The 16,180-nt window shown below is 67.7% G+C and carries 17 protein-coding genes; 5 read left to right on the plus strand and 12 right to left on the minus strand.

Annotated features, from left to right (window positions below; all coding sequences use genetic code 11):
• Positions 1–4 precede the first annotated feature (4 nt).
• From JNK84_RS03010 to leuD, 5 genes are read right to left on the minus strand one after another with little or no spacing between them, the layout of a single operon-like run.
• Positions 5–925 (minus strand): prephenate/arogenate dehydrogenase family protein, encoded by a 921-nt coding sequence (locus tag JNK84_RS03010; protein ID WP_293420425.1) that lies wholly within the window; start codon positions 923–925, stop codon positions 5–7.
• Positions 922–2,025, minus strand: a complete 1,104-nt coding sequence (gene hisC, locus JNK84_RS03015) for a histidinol-phosphate transaminase (protein ID WP_293420427.1) — start codon at positions 2,023–2,025, stop codon at positions 922–924. Before hisC ends, JNK84_RS03010 begins: the two co-directional genes overlap by 4 nt.
• A gap of 40 nt (positions 2,026–2,065) precedes the next feature.
• Positions 2,066–2,863 carry a chorismate mutase gene (locus JNK84_RS03020; RefSeq protein WP_293420429.1) on the minus strand — a complete coding sequence of 266 codons (798 nt, stop codon included), beginning with the start codon at positions 2,861–2,863 and terminating at the stop codon, positions 2,066–2,068.
• Between the two features lie 4 nt (positions 2,864–2,867).
• Entirely contained in the window at positions 2,868–3,281 is a 414-nt protein-coding gene (locus JNK84_RS03025; protein ID WP_293420431.1) for a RidA family protein, read from the minus strand.
• Between the two features lie 20 nt (positions 3,282–3,301).
• Positions 3,302–3,907 (minus strand): 3-isopropylmalate dehydratase small subunit, encoded by a 606-nt coding sequence (leuD, locus tag JNK84_RS03030; protein ID WP_293420433.1) that lies wholly within the window; start codon positions 3,905–3,907, stop codon positions 3,302–3,304.
• Positions 3,908–4,037: 130 nt separating this feature from the next.
• Here leuD and JNK84_RS03035 point away from each other — a divergent pair, with 130 nt between their 5' ends.
• Positions 4,038–4,304: a BolA family protein gene (locus JNK84_RS03035; RefSeq protein ID WP_293420435.1), complete on the plus strand. Its 267-nt coding sequence runs from the start codon at positions 4,038–4,040 to the stop codon at positions 4,302–4,304.
• A 2-nt stretch (positions 4,305–4,306) separates the two neighbouring features.
• On the opposite strand, the gene JNK84_RS03040 is transcribed toward JNK84_RS03035, so the two are convergent.
• From JNK84_RS03040 to JNK84_RS03055, 4 genes are read right to left on the minus strand one after another with little or no spacing between them, the layout of a single operon-like run.
• Positions 4,307–4,687: a methylglyoxal synthase gene (locus JNK84_RS03040; RefSeq protein WP_293420437.1), complete on the minus strand. Its 381-nt coding sequence runs from the start codon at positions 4,685–4,687 to the stop codon at positions 4,307–4,309.
• A gap of 36 nt (positions 4,688–4,723) precedes the next feature.
• The gene (locus tag JNK84_RS03045; RefSeq protein ID WP_293420439.1) at positions 4,724–6,010 is read right to left on the minus strand and encodes an HlyC/CorC family transporter; all 1,287 of its coding nucleotides are present in this window, start codon (positions 6,008–6,010) and stop codon (positions 4,724–4,726) included.
• Between the two features lie 53 nt (positions 6,011–6,063).
• On the minus strand, positions 6,064–7,209 hold the full coding sequence (gene aroB / locus JNK84_RS03050) for a 3-dehydroquinate synthase (RefSeq protein ID WP_293420441.1): 1,146 nt from the start codon (positions 7,207–7,209) through the stop codon (positions 6,064–6,066).
• Positions 7,206–7,793: a shikimate kinase gene (locus tag JNK84_RS03055; protein ID WP_293420443.1), complete on the minus strand. Its 588-nt coding sequence runs from the start codon at positions 7,791–7,793 to the stop codon at positions 7,206–7,208. The genes aroB and JNK84_RS03055 overlap by 4 nt, the downstream gene beginning before the upstream one ends.
• Before the next feature lie 235 nt (positions 7,794–8,028).
• Here JNK84_RS03055 and JNK84_RS03060 point away from each other — a divergent pair, with 235 nt between their 5' ends.
• Positions 8,029–8,547 (plus strand): hypothetical protein, encoded by a 519-nt coding sequence (locus JNK84_RS03060; RefSeq protein WP_293420445.1) that lies wholly within the window; start codon positions 8,029–8,031, stop codon positions 8,545–8,547.
• A gap of 63 nt (positions 8,548–8,610) precedes the next feature.
• Here the strand turns inward: JNK84_RS03060 and JNK84_RS03065 are convergent, their stop codons facing one another.
• Positions 8,611–9,504: an HpcH/HpaI aldolase/citrate lyase family protein gene (locus tag JNK84_RS03065; RefSeq protein WP_293420447.1), complete on the minus strand. Its 894-nt coding sequence runs from the start codon at positions 9,502–9,504 to the stop codon at positions 8,611–8,613.
• Positions 9,505–9,560: 56 nt separating this feature from the next.
• Between JNK84_RS03065 and JNK84_RS03070 the strand changes: the two genes are divergently transcribed.
• Positions 9,561–10,778 (plus strand): NAD(P)/FAD-dependent oxidoreductase, encoded by a 1,218-nt coding sequence (locus tag JNK84_RS03070; RefSeq protein WP_293420449.1) that lies wholly within the window; start codon positions 9,561–9,563, stop codon positions 10,776–10,778.
• A 14-nt stretch (positions 10,779–10,792) separates the two neighbouring features.
• Complete coding sequence (locus JNK84_RS03075; protein WP_293420451.1) at positions 10,793–11,776, plus strand: ketopantoate reductase family protein; 984 nt, start codon at positions 10,793–10,795, stop codon at positions 11,774–11,776.
• Positions 11,777–11,921: 145 nt separating this feature from the next.
• Here JNK84_RS03075 and JNK84_RS03080 read toward each other — a convergent pair whose 3' ends face one another.
• The gene (locus JNK84_RS03080; RefSeq protein WP_293420453.1) at positions 11,922–13,409 is read right to left on the minus strand and encodes a M81 family metallopeptidase; all 1,488 of its coding nucleotides are present in this window, start codon (positions 13,407–13,409) and stop codon (positions 11,922–11,924) included.
• 199 nt (positions 13,410–13,608) lie between these two features.
• On the opposite strand from JNK84_RS03080, the gene JNK84_RS03085 reads away from it, so the two are divergent.
• Positions 13,609–14,571, plus strand: a complete 963-nt coding sequence (locus JNK84_RS03085) for a Bug family tripartite tricarboxylate transporter substrate binding protein (RefSeq protein ID WP_293420455.1) — start codon at positions 13,609–13,611, stop codon at positions 14,569–14,571.
• A gap of 49 nt (positions 14,572–14,620) precedes the next feature.
• Here JNK84_RS03085 and JNK84_RS03090 read toward each other — a convergent pair whose 3' ends face one another.
• Positions 14,621–16,117, minus strand: coding sequence for a CoA-acylating methylmalonate-semialdehyde dehydrogenase (locus tag JNK84_RS03090; protein ID WP_293420457.1), 1,497 nt, complete (start codon positions 16,115–16,117; stop codon positions 14,621–14,623).
• Positions 16,118–16,180 lie beyond the last annotated feature (63 nt).

Below are 16,180 nucleotides of genomic sequence, written 5' to 3' on the forward strand. Positions count from 1 at the left end.
TGATCTATTTCCGGCCGCGGCCGAAATCCGGATCGGCCGTATCCTGCCGCTGATCGATGATCGAGCGGCGGATCGCGCGCGTGCGCGTGAACAGGTCGAAGAGCTGGTCGCCCTGCCCCCAGCGAATGTTGCGCTGGAGGGCTATCAGGTCCTCGGTGAACCGCCCGAGCACTTCCAGCACCGCCTCCTTGTTGTGGAGGAAGACGTCGCGCCACATGGTCGGGTCCGAAGCGGCGATGCGTGTGAAGTCGCGGAAGCCGCCGGCCGAAAACTTGATCACCTCGCTCTCGGTGACCTGTTCGAGGTCGGAGGCCGTGCCGACGATATTGTAGGCGATGAGATGCGGCACGTGGCTGGTGATGGCGAGGACGAGATCGTGGTGATCGGGCGCCATCACCTCGGTCTTCGAGCCCAGCGCCTGCCAGAAAGCCTCGACCTTCGCGACCGCCGCCGCGTCGGCGCCCTCGGTCGGGGTAATGATGCACCAGCGGCCGTGGAACAGTTCGGGGAAGCCCGAGTCTGGCCCCGAGTGCTCGGTGCCCGCCACCGGATGGGCCGGGATGAGCTGGACACCGGCCGGCATGTGCGGCGCCATCTGCGCGACGATGGAGCCCTTGGTGGAGCCGACGTCGGAGACGATGGCGCCGGGCTTCAGGCGTGGGCCGATGACCTCGGCGACCGCGCCCATGGCGCCGACCGGCACGCAGGCAATGATGAGGTCGGCGCCCTCGACGGCGGCGCCGAGATCGGTCGTCACCTCGTCGGCAATGCCGAGCTCCCTGACGCGCGCCACCACAGCCTCGGAGCGGTCGGCGGCAACCACATGGCCCGCGACGGGAACCTGCCTCAGGGCGCGCGCGATCGACGAGCCGATCAGTCCGAGGCCGATCAGCGCCACCTTGTCGAAATGGGTCTCCGCGCTCACCGCTTCATGAACTCGGCGAGCGAGGCGACGAGATGGCGGTTCGCCTCCTCGGAACCCACGGTGAGGCGCAACGCGTCGGGCAGGCCATAGGCCGCGACCCGGCGCAGCACGAGGCCCTTGGAGACGAGGAAGGCGTCGGCCTCGCCGGCCGTCTTGCCGGCATCCTTCGGGAAGTGGATCAGCAGGAAATTGCCGACCGACGGCGTCACCCTGAGCCCGAGCTTGCCGATCTCAGCCGTCAGCCAGGGCAGCCAGGTCTCGTTGAACGCGACCGCTTTCTGCACGAAGGCCTGATCTTCGACGGCGGCAGCGCCCGCCGCGATCGCCGCGGCATTGACGTTGAACGGCCCGCGGATGCGGTTCACCGCGTCGATCAGATGCGCGGGGCCGACCATCCAGCCGATGCGCAGCGAGGCGAGGCCGTAGATCTTCGAGAAGGTGCGCGTCATCACCACGTTCTCGTTCGACGCCACCAGTTCCAGCCCGCTCTCGTAGTCGTTGCGGCGGACATATTCGGCATAGGCCGCGTCGAGAACCAGCAGCACGTTCTTCGGCAGGCCGGCGTGGAGGCGCTTCACCTCGTCGAAGGGGATATAGGTGCCGGTCGGATTGTTCGGGTTGGCGAGATAGACGATCTTCGTCTTCGGCGTCACCGCCTTGAGAATCGCGTCGACATCGGCCGTGAGGTTCTTCTCGGGCACGACGACGGGCGTGCCGCCGGCCGCGAGGATGGAGATCTTGTAAACGAGGAACCCGTGCTCGGTGAACACGCCCTCGTCGCCGGGCCCGATATAGGCGTTGGTCAGGAGCGACAAGAGTTCGTCCGAGCCGGAGCCGCACAGGATGCGCTCGGGATCGAGGCCGTAGAGCTTGCCGATGGCCTCGCGCAGCGCGGCGGAGGAACCCTCCGGGTAGAATTCGAGCTTCGCGGCCAGTTCCTCATAGGCTGCCTTCGCCTTCGGGCTCGCCCCGAGCGGCGTTTCGTTGGACGAGAGCTTGTGGACCTTGGCGACACCCGGGGCGCTCGACCTGCCCGGCACATAGGCGTCGATGGCCATCACGCCGGGACGGGGAACGGGACGCAGGACTTCGGAGCTCATGACGACACCGGATTCAGGACGGACAGAAGATGCGAAAATGTCAGGCCGCGATTGGCCTTGCGGTGTAACCGACCGTGCGGGCGGCTTCAACTGCGAGGCCGGAGGCCGCATCGCGTGCGATCTCCTCCTCGGAGGCCTCGCGCGGCCCCCAGGCGAGGATGTGATGCCGGCCACCGGTATCGGCGCTGGCGAGCACCGCGTCGACATGGACGGCCGGCGCATGCGGCAGGGTCAGCGCGACGAGACGGGTGTCGAGCCCGGCCGTGTCGATGGACGGGTGGCCGATGACGAGGGCCTGCGGCGGCCGTGGACTTGCAGCGCGCGCGATGGCGGGTGCGGTCGCCATGCCGATCGGCTGATCCGGCAGGCCGAGCTTCTCCCACCAGGCTTCCTTGGTGGGCCCAAGCCCGATCAGGCCGAGATCGCCGCGATCACGGCCGATGGCCGATATCACCGATCCCGGGCTCGAATGCTTCACCAGCGGCACGCCGAAGCCGAAATGGAAGCGGGCGAGTTCGCGGGCATTCTCCTGTTCCGGCCCCATCACGACATGCACCGAATGCGGCGCCTGCACATAGGTGAAGGTGGAAATGATCTGCCGCCAGATCTGGACGATCAGCTCGACGGGCAGAATGCCCTTGTGCCGCTCGACGAGCGAGCGGACGACATCCGCCTCCCGCGCCGGGCGGAAGGCGGAGCCGGTCTCGGCGGTCTTCTTCACCTCGATCAGCGTCTCGATGATCTGGCCGCGCTCCATCAGCAGCGCGTGCATGGCCTGGTCGATCCGGTCGATCTCGGCGCGCAGGTCCGCAAGGTTCGGCTTGGTCGGCTCGTTCATGGCGTCACGAGAACAGCGCGTCGGGCGCGGCCGTCGCCGGCATGGCGGCGGTGACCTCGATCTCGATCTTCATTTCCGGCTTCAAAAGGCCCGCCACCACCAGCAGCGTCGCCGCCGGGCGGATGTCACCGAACATCTCGCCGAAGATCGGGAACACCTTCTCGGCGTCCTCGGCCTCGGTGATGTAGTAGGTGGCGCGCACCACCTCGGCCATCGAGGTGCCTGCCTCGCGCAGCGTCGCGGCAATGGTCTTCAGGCAGTTGCGCGCCTGTTCCTCCACCGTCGGCGGCAGGGTCATGGTCGTGTAGTCGTAGCCGGTGGTGCCGGCGACGAAGACGAAGCCGCCCTGCACGACGGCGCGCGAATAACCCGCCGCCTTTTCGAACGGGGATCCCGTGGAGATCAGGCGGCGTTCCATGGCGGCATGTCCTTGGTGCGTTACATCCAGGGCCGGGCAGCGCCGGCGGTGGTCTCGAAATCGTCGATCGCCTTGGCCTTGACCATGGTGAGGCCGATATCGTCGAGGCCGTTGAGCAGGCAATGCTTGCGGAACGGATCGAGGTCGAACTTGATCGTGCCGCCGTCGGGGCCGCGGATTTCCTGCGCTTCCAGATCGACGGTCAGCGTCGCATTGGAGCCGCGGTCGGCGTCCTCGAACAGCTTTTCCAGCTCTTCCGGCGTCACCTTGATCGGCAGGACGCCGTTCTTGAAGCAGTTATTGTAGAAGATGTCGGCGAACGAGGTGGAGATCACGCAGCGGATGCCGAAATCGAGCAGTGCCCACGGGGCATGTTCGCGTGACGAGCCGCAGCCGAAATTGTCGCCCGCGACCAGGATCTGCGCTTGGCGATAAGCCGGTTTGTTCAGCACGAAGTCCGGGTTTTCCGAACCGTCGTCGTTGAAGCGCATCTCGGAGAACAGGCCGGCGCCGAGGCCCGTCCGCTTGATCGTCTTCAGATACTGCTTCGGGATGATCATGTCGGTATCGACATTGATCGTGCGCATCGGCGCGGCGACCCCGGTCAGCACGGTGAATTTCTGCATGGGTTTCCCCCGTCAAAGCTCGTTGCCCGCGGATGTATCAGAGCCAAGACGTTGCCTGCAAGGCGACAGACGGGCGGCCGGCTTGCGATCCGCGCCCGGCTCGCCGATATGGGCGGGACGGGAGAAGATCATGTCCGTCCACGCATCCATCACCGCCAAGCTCACGCAAGCCTTCGCCCCGACCGCGCTCGACGTCATCGACGAGAGCGAAAACCATCGGGGTCATGGCGGCTGGCGCGAGGGTGGCGAAACCCATTTCCGCGTGAAAGTCGTTTCCGAGGCGTTCCGCGGCCGCTCGCGCGTCGACCGTCACCGCATGGTCAACCAGACGCTGGATGCGGAACTGAAGGGCCGGGTCCATGCGCTGGCCATCGAGGCCCGCGCGCCGGGCGAGTGACGCTAGAAGCCGGCGATCAACCGGTCAGCCGTCGCGAGATTGCAGGCCATCGGCACGTCATAGACCACGGCAAGCCGCGTCAGCGCCTTGACGTCGACGTCGTGAGGATGCGGCGAGAGCGGATCGACGAGGAAGACCATCAGCCCTATCCGGCCCTCGACGATAAGGGCGCCGATCTGCTGGTCGCCGCCGAGAGGCCCGCTCTTCATCAGGCTGATGTCCAGTTCCGCCATATCCGCCTTCAGCAGCGAGCCCGTCGTGCCCGTGGCGACCAGGGCGTGGCGCGACAGCACGGCCCGGTGCCGGCGGGCCCAGGCGATCATGTCGGGCTTCTTCTGGTCGTGGGCGATCAGTGCGATCATGCGGTCGTCGGTGTCGGCCATGACCGCACTCTACAGCCTCTGGCCGCCCTGGGTCGATCAGGCCGTCGCGACCTGATCCAGCGGCGTGATCTTGAGGGCCGTGATCCGGTTGCGCTGGCGGCGCAGCACCTGGAAGCGGAAGCCGTGGAAGGTGAAGGCCTGGCCGGCCTCGGGGATCGAGCGCGCCTCGTGGATGACGAGACCGGCAATGGTCGTCGCCTCCTCGTCCGGCAGGCGCCAGTCCATGACCCGGTTGAGGTCGCGCACCGGCACCGCGCCATCGACATTGACCGAGCCGTCGCGCTGCGGCCTGACGCCCGTGACCTGCACGTCATGCTCGTCGCGAATGTCGCCGACGATCTCCTCGATGATGTCCTCAAGCGTCACGAGACCCATCATGTCGCCGTACTCGTCGACGACCATGGCGAAATGGGTCTTGCGGCGCAGGAAGGCCTTCAGCTGGTCCTGCAGGCTGGTTGATTCCGGCACGAACCAGGCGGGCAGCGCGAGGCTCGCCACGTCGATCGTCGCGGCATCGCCGCCCGCCGCCGCCAGCGCGCGCAGCAGATCCTTGCCGTGCAGCACGCCGATAATATTCTCGGAGCTATCGCGCCAAAGCGGGATGCGGGTGTAGGGCGCGGCCAGCACGTCCCGCACCACCTTGGCGGGGGCGTCGCCAACATCGATGGTGACCATCTTGGTGCGGTGAACCATCACGTCCAGCACCGTCAGGTCCTTCAGGTCGAGGATGCCGCCGACCATGTCGCGGTCGAGCTTCTCGAACGAACCCTCCTTGTGCATCAGGTCCACCGCGCCGCGCAGCTCCTCGGCGCCGGACGAGGCGCTCGCCGCGCCGAGCTGGATGCCACAGAGCCGCAGCACGCCGCGCACGGCGGCGTCGAGCGCTGCCGCCACCGGCTCCAGCACGGCCATGGCTACGGCGGTCGGGCGCGCCAGCAGGAGGGCGGTCCGCTCCGGACGCAGGGTCGCGATCGTGCGTGGCAGAACCTCCGCGAAAACGACGATGATGCAGAGCATGCCGAGCGCGGCATAGGCGAGGCCCGCGACGCCGAAAGCCGCGACCGACAGGCTCGCGGCCAGAACGGTGACAGCGACCAGCAGGGCCGCGCGGCCGATCACCAGCGCGGCGACAAGCCGCTCGCGCTTGTCCATGAAGCCGATAACCAGCCCCGCGCGCCGGTTGCCGCCCGCCTCCAGCGCCGTCATCCGGCTCCGCGAAACGGCGGCGATGGCGGTTCGCGCCGCCGAGCTCATCGCCGCGAGCAGGAGCCCGATCGCGATCAGGAAAAGCGCCGGAAACAGGGGCAGTGCGAAGACGTCCATCGGGTCCTCGGCCGTGGAATCGGCTCACACTGCCACGGCTGGCCGCCCGAAACCTAGCGCCGGGCCAGTTCCTCGCCGAGGAATTCGCGCACGGCCGCCGCGTCGACATCCTTCGCGATGAAGCTCCTGCCGATGCCGCGCGCGAGAATGAAGGTGAGCTTGCCGCGCGCGACCTTCTTGTCCTGCGCGATGGCGGCCATCAGCGCATCGACGTCTCCGACCCCGCCGGGGATGGCCGCGGCCTCCGTCGGCAGGCCGACCGCCTTCAGATGCGCCGCCATGCGGTCCGCATCGTCGGGCGGGCAGAGACCGAGCTTCGCGGAGAAACGGAACGCCTGGCACATGCCGATGGCGACGCCCTCGCCATGGACCAGCCGCGCGCCGTCGTAGCGGGTGATCGCTTCCAGCGCATGGCCGAATGTATGGCCAAGATTGAGCAGGGCGCGGTCGCCGGTCTCCGTCTCGTCACGCGCGACGACCGCCGCCTTGGCGCGGCACGAGGTCGCGATGGCATGGACGCGGTCGCGGCCGCCCTGGAACACGCCGCGCCAGTTGGCCTCCAGCCACGAGAAGAAGCCGGGATCGTCGATCAGGCCGTATTTGGCGACCTCGGCATAGCCGGCGCGGAACTCGCGGGTCGACAGCGTGTCCAGGGCGTCCGTATCGGCGAGAACGAGGCCCGGCTGGTAGAAGGCGCCGATCAGGTTCTTGCCGTGGCGCGAATTGATGCCGGTCTTGCCGCCGACGGAGGAATCGACCTGCGCCAGCAGGCTGGTCGGCATCTGCACGAAGCCCATGCCCCGGCGGACGATGGCCGCCGCGAAGCCCGCGAGATCGCCGACCACGCCGCCGCCGAGCGCCAGCACGATGTCGCCGCGCTCCAGCCGGTGGCCGAGGATCTGGTCGACCACCTCCTCCAGCATGGCGAAGCGCTTGGTCGCCTCGCCGGCGGGCACCACGATGCGATGGTGGCGGATGCCGGCGGCGGCGAGCCCTGCCTCAAGCGTAGGCGCGTGCAGCGCGCCGACCGTCTCGTCGGTGACGATGGCCACTGCCCGGCCCGGAAAGCGAGTTGCGATGGTTTCGCCGGCCCGGGCGATCAGGCCCGACCCGATCAGGATGTCGTAGGAACGCTCGGCCAGCGCGACGGGCACGTGGGTTACGGCGTCCGGCTCGCGGGCCGCGGCGGTCGGGGTCATGATGCGGGCAGATCCTTGGCCGGGACGACATGGCCGGCAATGGCCGTGATCACGTCGTCGACAATGTCTTCGTGGGAGGCTTCGCGCGAAACGACGGTCAGATCCGCCTCGGCATAAACCGGATAGCGCTGGTCCATCAGACGGCGCAGCACTTCGGCCGGGTCGTCGGCTTTCAGCAGCGGCCGGTCGGCGCGGCGGCGCACCCGCTTCAGCAGCACGTCGAGATCGGCTTTCAGCCAGACCGAAACGCCCTGCGCCCTGATCCGGGCGCGCGTCTCCTCGTTCATATAGGCCCCGCCGCCGGTCGCCAGCACCTGCGCTCCGGCATCGAGCAGGCGCGCCACGACCCTGACCTCACCCGAGCGGAAATAGGGCTCGCCATGCTTCTCGAAGATTTCCGGGATGGTCATGCCGGCCGCCTTCTCGATCTCGGTATCGGCATCGACAAAGGGCAGGCCGAGCCGCTGCCCGAGGCGGCGGCCGATCGAGGACTTGCCGGCGCCCATCAGCCCGACCAGCACGACCGAACGGGCGCCCAGCGCCTCGCGAATCTGCTTGCAATCGATGTCGGCGGCGAGAGTCACGGCGTTTCCTTGTTGGAAACACCCTGTCTCACAAAACCGCTCGGCAGGGCAACCAATCGGATGGCCGAGCTCCCCCCGGCCTCAGGCCGAGGTTTCCCGCGCCCGCGGGTCTGTGCCCATGTTGTCGCAAACGAGAAAAATAGCCCTGCCGCTGCTATTCGACACCCGCACTTGCTTTACTCACCATGTATTCTAGCTGACTGTTTGCGGGGCTACGCAACGGGAGGCGAAGCAGATGTTAGAGGTCACTTGGCCCGATGGCAGGAAAGCGCAGATCGATCCGTCCCGAGTGCTTCGGATCAGGCGAGCTGTTTATGGTGAGGATGGTAAAACGCGCATCGACCTGACCGCTGCCAGATACCAGTTGGTCATGGAGCAGCCGGAGGAGATCGCCCGGCTGGTCGGCCTGGAGTTGCGCTCGCTCGCTTCCATTCGCGGAGTTGAAGGAAACCCTGTCTGGTTCAATGCCAAGACCGTCACAGGTCCGGTCTATGTCACGCCCTTCGAGCGCGAGGGGACGGCGATCAAGTCGGCCTTGCTGATTTTTCCGCCCAAGAAGCAGTACACGCTCGAAACAGCAGCCGAGGTCGCCCGGATCATCACCAACGCGGGAGGAACCCCCGAGCCTTTGCCTCCGGAAGACAACCTGCTCACGACGCTCGGCAATTGGGTTCGATCGATGTGGCGTCAGCCTGTACCGCCAGCCCAGCCGCCGGCCGATGACGGGCCGGAGGGTGCGGTGCTGGAGCGGTAGTCCTCACAGCGAGAGCCATCGGCGCCTCGCTCTTCGAAACCGGCGGACCTCGCAGACGCGGAACTACGCGCCTGCCTGAATCTCGCGCGCCGCGATGGCATCCGCGATGGCGACGAGCTTGCGCGCCATCTCCGCGTGCAGGCGTTCGACCATGCGGCCTTCGATCTGGATCGCACCCTTGGCCGAATTCTCCGGCAGGTCGAAAGCGGCGATGATCGTGCGCGCCCAGACGACCTCCTTCTCGCCGGGCGAGAAGGCGGCGTTGCAGGGGCCGATCTGCGAAGGATGGATCAGCGTCTTGCCGTCGAAGCCCATGTCGCGCGCCTCCGCGCATTCGCGCGCAAAACCGGCCTCGTCGCCGATCTCGTTCCAGACGCCGTCGAGGATGGCGAGCCCATGCGCGCGCGCGGCCGCGAGCGAGGTCATAAGCCAGGAATTCATCGGGGCGCGGCCGGGCACGATGCGCGCACCGGTCTCCTTGGCAAGGTCGTTGGTGCCCATGACGAAACCGGTGAGCCGCGTCGAACGATCTTTCGCCGCCGCGGCTATCGCACCCGCGTTCAGCATGGCGAGCGGCGTTTCCATCATCGCCCAGACGGCCGTGCGCTCCGGCGCGCCGGCGGCCGCGATAGCCTTGCCCGAGGCGATCAGGTCCGGCCCGTCATTGACCTTCGGGAGCAGGATCACCTCCGCGCCGGTCGGCGCGATCGCCGCCAGATCGTCGCGGCCCCATTGGGTGTCGAGACCGTTGATGCGGACGACCACCTCGCGATGGCCGAAACCGCCCTGCCTCACGGCGGCGGCCACCTGCTCGCGCGCCACCTGCTTGGCGTCCGGCGCGACGGCATCCTCGAGGTCGAGGATCACGATATCGGCGGCGAGCGTACGGGCCTTGTCGAGCGCGCGGGCATTGGAGCCGGGCATGTAGAGGGCGGAGCGGCGGGGACGGCTGGACATCAGGTTGATCCGGGGATGGGCTATGTGCGGGCGAGGCTAGCTGCAATGCAGCACGCATGCCATCGTCCTTCCGAACGAGTTTTGAACCAACGAGAACAAGCGTGACACACGCGGACGTGCTGATCGTCGGCGGCGGGATCATGGGGTCCTGCACCGCCTATTTCCTCAAGAAGGAGCTGGGTTTTCAGGGAACGGTGCGCGTCATCGAGCGCGACCCGACCTATGCCGAGGCTTCCACGACCCTGTCGGCGGCGTCCATCCGCCAGCAGTTCTCGACCCCTGAGAACATCCGCATGAGCCGCTTCGGCATCGAGGTCATCCGATCCTTGAAGGACCGTTTCGGTACCAATGCCGATATCGGCTTCCGCGAGGGCGGCTATCTGATCCTCGCCTCGGAGGGCGGCCGCGCCGTGCTGGAGGCCAACTGGCGTACGCAGGCCGCCGAGGGCGCCGACATCCTGCTGCTCGGCCCGGACGAGCTGAAGGCGCGCTTCCCCTGGATTTCGACCGAAGACATCGCGCTCGGCGCCTGGGGCCGCACCGGCGAGGGCTGGTTCGACGCGGCCATGCTGCTCGACCTCTTCCGCAAGGCGGCGCGCGAGGCCGGCGCGATCTACGAGAAAGGCGAGGTTGCCTCCCTGACGGCAGAGGGCGGCCGGATGACCGGCGTCGCGCTGAAGGACGGCACGACGCGCTCCTGCGGCACGCTGGTTCTCGCCGCCGGCGCCTGGGCCGGCAGGCTTGCTCAGGGGATCGGCGTGCCCCTGCCCGTCGAGCCGCGCAAGCGCACCGTCTTCGTGGTGAAATGCCCGGAGACTTTCGCGAACATGCCGCTGATCGTCGATCCCTCCGGCGTCTGGATGCGCCCTGAGCGCGATCTCGTCATTGGTGGCTGGGGACCGGGCGAGAATGACCCCGACCCCGCGGCCTATGGCGATTTCGAGCCGGCTCACGACGAGTTCGAGAACCATGTCTGGCAGGCCTGGGCGACGCGCATTCCCGCCATGGAGCAGCTCCGCCAGATGCGCGCCTGGGCCGGGCACTACGACTTCAACACGCTCGACCACAATGCCATCCTCGGGCCCCATCCCGAAATCGCCAACCTGTTCTTCATCAACGGCTTTTCCGGCCACGGCCTGCAACAGGCGCCGGCCGCCGGCCGCGCCACCGCCGAGCTGATCGTCCATGGCGGCTATCGCAGCCTCGACCTCTCCGTCTTCGGCTTCGACCGCATCCTGCGGAACGAACCCGTGCTCGAACTCAACGTCATCTGATCGGAAGCAAGTCCATGAAGGTCTGCGTCTATGGAGCCGGTGCTGTGGGCGGTCATGCCGCCGCGCGCCTCATCGCGGCCGGCCATGCCGAGGTCTTCGTCGTCGCGCGGGGCGCTCATCTGGAAGCCATCAAGTCCAACGGACTGTTCCTCGAAACCGAGGGCCAGACCATCGGCGGCAAGCCGATGGGGGCGACCGACGACCCCGCGACCCTGCCGAAGCAGGATCTGGTGGTCGTCACCCTCAAGGCCCATTCGCTGCCCGCCATCGCGGCGCGGCTCAAGGCGCTGCTGGCGCCCGATGCGCGCGCGCTGTTCTTCACCAACGGCATTCCCTGGTGGTGGAATGCCGGCATCAATGACGAGGGCTCGCTACCGCTGCTCGACCCCGACGGCGCGCTCTGGCGCGATCTCGGCCCGGAAAGCGTGCTCGGCGGCGTCGTCCATTCCGCCAACCAGATCAACAGGCCCGGCGTCGTCACCCACGCGGCCGCCAACAAATGGATCATCGGCGAGCCCGGCGGCGGTCTCTCGCCGCGCGCCGAGGAGGCCGCCGACCTGTTCCAGAAGTCCGGGCTCATCGCGCCGGTCTCTCAGGATATCCGCCGCGACATGTGGGAGAAGCTCACCCTCAACATCGCCGCCAACCCGCTCGCGGCGCTGTCGCGGCTGAGGCTCGGCCGCTGGCACGAGGCGCCGGGTATCACCGAGCTCGGCCAGACCATGGTGCTGGAAGTGATGGCCGTGGCGAAGCAAATGGGCTGGGACATCAGCGACAGGATCGATCCGGCGACGGCGGTCCCTGCCCGCCCCGGCCGTCCCGGCGGCTATCCCTCGATGCTGCAGGACGCGGTCGCCGGCCGCCCGATGGAGGTCGAGGCCATTGTCGGGCAGGTGCAGGCTTTCGCGCGCGAACATGGCGTGGCGACGCCGGCCATCGACGTGGTGCTGCCGATCCTCCGGTCGCTGAATGTGGTGATCTCGAAGCCGGACGCGTGAGGCGACTGATTGCTTGAAGCTCGCTCGCGTCATGGCCGGGCTTGTCCCGGCCATCCACGACTTGAACACAGGCGTGAAGAAAATTCGTGGATGCCCGGCACACGGCCGGGCATGACGGAGAGTGATCGCCCAGCCCGCGATATCGCTACTGGTTCGACATCGGCCTTCTGCGCACGTTCGGCCTCAGGTGCTCGAACGGGATGACGCCCGTGTCGTCCAGCGCCGCGCCAGGCGACGCCCCGACCACCACGGAATCGGCATAGGGCTGCCAGTCGCCGCGGAAGTGAACCGAACTCTTCAGCACGATCACGTCATAGCCATTGATATCGATGCCGAGATGCGTGCAGACCGCGATGCAATGCGGCTGCTGGCGCACCGAGCCGACGACGAGGTCGATGCCGCCGATCCTGAGCCAGGCGGACGGGCCCATATTGATCGGCTGGCCGCCGACCATCGGCCCCGTTCCAATGAAGCGGCCATCGGAAACCGCAACGACTTCGGCCTTCGTGGTCAGCGGCACCTCGCCCGGCCCCTTGCCGCTCGCGGCGAAGGTCACCTCGATGGTCGCGCCTTTGCCCGCAGCCTGCGCGGCGAGCGCGATATCCGGTTCGTGATAGAGCGCCATCAGCGTGTTCTGCGCGCCCCGGCCGATCATGGCCTTCAGGAAACCGGTGGTGATCGACGAGCCGCCCGCGCCGGGATTGTCCTGTGTGTCCGCGATGATCACCGGCTTCGACGCCAGCCCGGCCCGCTGGAAGGCGAGCGTCACCGCTTCGTCCTGCGGCTTGGCGAGGTGTTCGAGGAAGGCCGCTTCCGAGCGGACGACCGCCTGCGCGAGACGGCCGACGGCCGCGTCCACCTGATCCTGCGACGCGCCATAGCCGATGACGGTCGCGCCCATGTCGAAGATGTCGGCCGAGGGGAAGCCCGGGCAGAGCGACAGGTGCACGCCGGTCTCGGCCTCGATCTCCCCGAGCAGGGCGTAGAGCCCCTTCATCGGCTCGATCATCGAGCAGCCCGAGGCGATCGGGATCAGGAACGGCATCTGGCGGAAGGCGCGCGCCGGCTGCGGCCCCCACGCCACCACGCGGTCGAACCATTCGGCGACGCGCTGGCCGGTCTGCAGCCAGTCGATATGCGGATAGGTCCGGTAGGCCGACATGAAGCTGGCGCTGTCGACCATCTTCTGGGTGACGTTCGCATGCAGGTCGAGCGAGGCGACCACCGGCACGTCCGGCCCGACGAGACGGCGGACGCGGGCGAGCAGCTCGCCCTCAGCGTCCTCGATCGTCTCGGTGGTCATGGCGCCGTGCAGTTCGAGGAACACGGCATCGGGCGCGGCGTCCGCGATATCGGCGAGCAGATACGAGACGGCGCGCTCGAACACCGCATCCTCGACCGGGCCCGAGGGCTGCGCGAAGGACCAGGACAGCGGCAGCATCTGATGTCCGGCCTTCTCGGCGACGGCCATGAAGCCGGCAATGGCAATGTTAAACGGGCGGAACCTGGTCAGCACTTCCGGCCCGCGGGTGAAACCCGGCCAGGCGCCCTCCTGATTGAACATCGCCCAGGGCGTCGGCTCCGGAACGAAGGTATTGGTCTCGTGCATGAAGCCGCCGACGGCGATGCGCATGATCGGAATGTCCCCTGAATCTGTAGCGGCGCCATTGGTGGCCGATCACGGAGCATCCGTCATCCCCGCCGACGCGGGACACCCATGCGGATTGGCGGCGTGGCGAGATGCCGGATGCGGCAGCTAAGTTGCGGCAACGGGCGGGAAAATCGCCCGGCGGAAGCGGGCGCGGCGACAATAGGCCGCGCATGGAGGAAACATGGTTCGTATCGCGACGCTGTCGCTGGCGGCGGCTTTGGCATGCGCGACCGGCAATGCCGGGGCCCAGACCTATCCCGAGCCCGGCCGCGCCATCCGCGTGGTCGTGCCTTTCGCGGCCGGCGGCGGCACGGACGCCGTGACGCGCATTGTCGCCGAGCATGTCGCGCGGAAGTGGAGCGCCTCCTTCGTGATCGAGAACAAGGCGGGCGGCGGCACGATGATCGCGACGCAGTCGGTCGGGGCAGCGCCTGCGGACGGCTACACGGTGCTCGCCATCTCCAACAGTTTCCTCGTCTCGCCGCTGCTCGCCGAGCGCCCGCCCTACGATCCGCTCAGGGATTTCGTGACGGTCGCGCCGATGGCGTCGAGCCCGCACGTCCTCGTCGTCCATCCGTCCGTTCCGGCGACGACCGTCGCGGAATTCGCCGCCTGGGCGAAAGCCAATCCGGCGCGCGCCACCTTCGCCTCGTTCGGGCGAGGCGCCTCCAACCATTTCGGCTTCGAGGTGCTGAAACGGCGGCTTGGCATCGAGATCGTCCACGCGCCGTACGGCGGCAGCGCCCCGGCACTAAAGGATCTGATCGGCGGCCATGTGCCGGTCATGCTCGGCGACCTTCAGAACGTGCGCGAGCAGATCGGCGGCAACCTCAGAGCGCTCGCCGTCGCCAACGAGACGCGGCTCGCCGCCCTGCCCGGCGTGCCGACCATGGCCGAAGCCGGCGTTCCCGGCTTCACGTCGAAATCCTGGTTTGGGCTGGTGCTGAAGGCGGGAACCGACCCGGCCATCGTCGAGAAATGGAACGCCGCCGTGCGGGAAGCGCTGCGCGATCCATCCGTCAGGGCGCGGCTGGAGCCGCACGGGGTGACGATCCCCGATATGCCGGTGGCGGCCTTCGCCGCCTTCCTCGTCAGCGAAAACGAGGCCGCGCACCGGATCGCGCGGGAGGCGGGGCTCCGGTAGGGCTGAAAGCCCCGCCGAAGCCCCATATTCGATCAGATCATCCGTCCAATCATGCCATCGTCGGGATGACGAAGCTCGCGCCGTCCTTGATGCCCGAGGGCCAGCGGGACGTGACGGTCTTCGTCTTCGTGTAGAAGCGGAAGGCGTCAGGGCCGTGCTGGTTGAGGTCGCCGAAGGACGAGCGCTTCCATCCGCCGAACGTGTAATAGGCCAGCGGCACCGGGATCGGCACGTTGATGCCGACCATGCCGACCTCGACCTTGGCGGCGAAGTCGCGGGCCGCATCGCCGTCACGGGTGTAGATGGCGACGCCGTTGCCGTATTCATGATCGTTCGCAAGGCCGAGGGCCTCGGCATAGGTCTTGGCGCGGACGACCGACAGCACGGGTCCGAAGATCTCTTCCTTGTAGATCCGCATGTCCTTGGTGACGTTGTCGAACAGGCAGCCGCCCATGTAGAAGCCGTTCTCGTAGCCCTGCATCCGGAACGCCCGGCCGTCGACGACGAGCTTGGCGCCCTCGTTCACGCCGATATCGACATAACCGCGAACGCGCTCCAGCGCCTGGGCGGTGACGAGCGGACCGAAATCGGCATCGGCCGAGGTCGACGGGCCGATCTTCAGGCTCTCGACGCGCGGCACCAGCCGCTCCATCAACCGGTTGGCGGTGTCCTCGCCGACCGGGACGGCCACCGAGATCGCCATGCAGCGCTCGCCGGCCGAGCCGTAGCCGGCGCCGATCAGCGCATCCGCCGCCTGATCGAGGTCGGCGTCGGGCAGGATGATCATGTGGTTCTTTGCGCCGCCGAAGCACTGGACGCGCTTGCCGGCCGCGCAGCCGCGCGAATAGACGTACTCGGCGATCGAGGTCGAACCGACGAAGCCGACGGCCTTGATGTCCGGATCGTCGAGGACCGCGTCCACCGATTCCTTGTCGCCGTTGACGACGTTGAAGATGCCCGGCGGCAGGCCGGCCTCGAGGAACAGCTCGGCGAGCATGAGCGGCACGCCCGGGTCGCGCTCGGACGGCTTCAGCACGAAGGCGTTGCCGGCGGCGATGGCGGGACCGGCCTTCCACAGCGGGATCATGGCCGGGAAGTTGAACGGCGTGATGCCGGCGCAGACGCCGAGCGGCTGGCGCATCGAATAGATGTCGATGCCGGGGCCGGCGCCCTCGGTATATTCGCCCTTCATCATCTGCGGCGCGCCGATGGCGAACTCGACCACTTCGAGGCCGCGCTGGATGTCACCCTTGGCGTCGGGAATGGTCTTGCCGTGCTCGCGGGCCAGCAGCTCGGCCATCTTCTCGTTGTCGCGGGCGCAGAGCTCCAGGAACTTCATCAGCACGCGGGCGCGGCGCTGCGGGTTGGTCGCGGCCCAGGCGGGCTGGGCGGCCTTGGCGTTTTCCACCGCCTCGCGCACCTCGGCCTTGGAGGCCAGCGCCACCTTGGCGAAGACCGAGCCGTCGAGCGGCTGGAACACATCGGCGATGCGGCCGGACTTGCCGGCGACATGCTTGCCACCGATGAAATGACCGTAGGTGCGCATGGAATTCCTCCCTGGGAGCATTGTCGAGCGAAACGGCGGCGGCCCGCAGGATGCGGCAGGCCG

The sequence above is a fragment of the Phreatobacter sp. genome (assembly GCF_016793595.1).
Classification (GTDB): Bacteria; Pseudomonadota; Alphaproteobacteria; order Rhizobiales; family Phreatobacteraceae; genus Phreatobacter.

What these genes read in the sequence shown, in the direction of transcription:
- JNK84_RS03045 (WP_293420439.1), bottom strand. Translation starts at nt 6,010, where the DNA reads ATGGACGTCTTCGCACTGCCCCTGTTTCCGGCGCTTTTCCTGATCGCG.
- leuD (WP_293420433.1), bottom strand. Translation starts at nt 3,907, where the DNA reads ATGCAGAAATTCACCGTGCTGACCGGGGTCGCCGCGCCGATGCGCACG.
- JNK84_RS03090 (WP_293420457.1), bottom strand. Translation starts at nt 16,117, where the DNA reads ATGCGCACCTACGGTCATTTCATCGGTGGCAAGCATGTCGCCGGCAAG.
- JNK84_RS03075 (WP_293420451.1), top strand. Translation starts at nt 10,793, where the DNA reads ATGAAGGTCTGCGTCTATGGAGCCGGTGCTGTGGGCGGTCATGCCGCC.
- JNK84_RS03065 (WP_293420447.1), bottom strand. Translation starts at nt 9,504, where the DNA reads ATGTCCAGCCGTCCCCGCCGCTCCGCCCTCTACATGCCCGGCTCCAAT.
- JNK84_RS03080 (WP_293420453.1), bottom strand. Translation starts at nt 13,409, where the DNA reads ATGCGCATCGCCGTCGGCGGCTTCATGCACGAGACCAATACCTTCGTT.
- JNK84_RS03070 (WP_293420449.1), top strand. Translation starts at nt 9,561, where the DNA reads ATGCCATCGTCCTTCCGAACGAGTTTTGAACCAACGAGAACAAGCGTG.
- JNK84_RS03020 (WP_293420429.1), bottom strand. Translation starts at nt 2,863, where the DNA reads ATGAACGAGCCGACCAAGCCGAACCTTGCGGACCTGCGCGCCGAGATC.
- JNK84_RS03060 (WP_293420445.1), top strand. Translation starts at nt 8,029, where the DNA reads ATGTTAGAGGTCACTTGGCCCGATGGCAGGAAAGCGCAGATCGATCCG.
- JNK84_RS03025 (WP_293420431.1), bottom strand. Translation starts at nt 3,281, where the DNA reads ATGGAACGCCGCCTGATCTCCACGGGATCCCCGTTCGAAAAGGCGGCG.
- hisC (WP_293420427.1), bottom strand. Translation starts at nt 2,025, where the DNA reads ATGAGCTCCGAAGTCCTGCGTCCCGTTCCCCGTCCCGGCGTGATGGCC.
- JNK84_RS03040 (WP_293420437.1), bottom strand. Translation starts at nt 4,687, where the DNA reads ATGGCCGACACCGACGACCGCATGATCGCACTGATCGCCCACGACCAG.
- JNK84_RS03085 (WP_293420455.1), top strand. Translation starts at nt 13,609, where the DNA reads ATGGTTCGTATCGCGACGCTGTCGCTGGCGGCGGCTTTGGCATGCGCG.
- JNK84_RS03035 (WP_293420435.1), top strand. Translation starts at nt 4,038, where the DNA reads ATGTCCGTCCACGCATCCATCACCGCCAAGCTCACGCAAGCCTTCGCC.
- aroB (WP_293420441.1), bottom strand. Translation starts at nt 7,209, where the DNA reads ATGACCCCGACCGCCGCGGCCCGCGAGCCGGACGCCGTAACCCACGTG.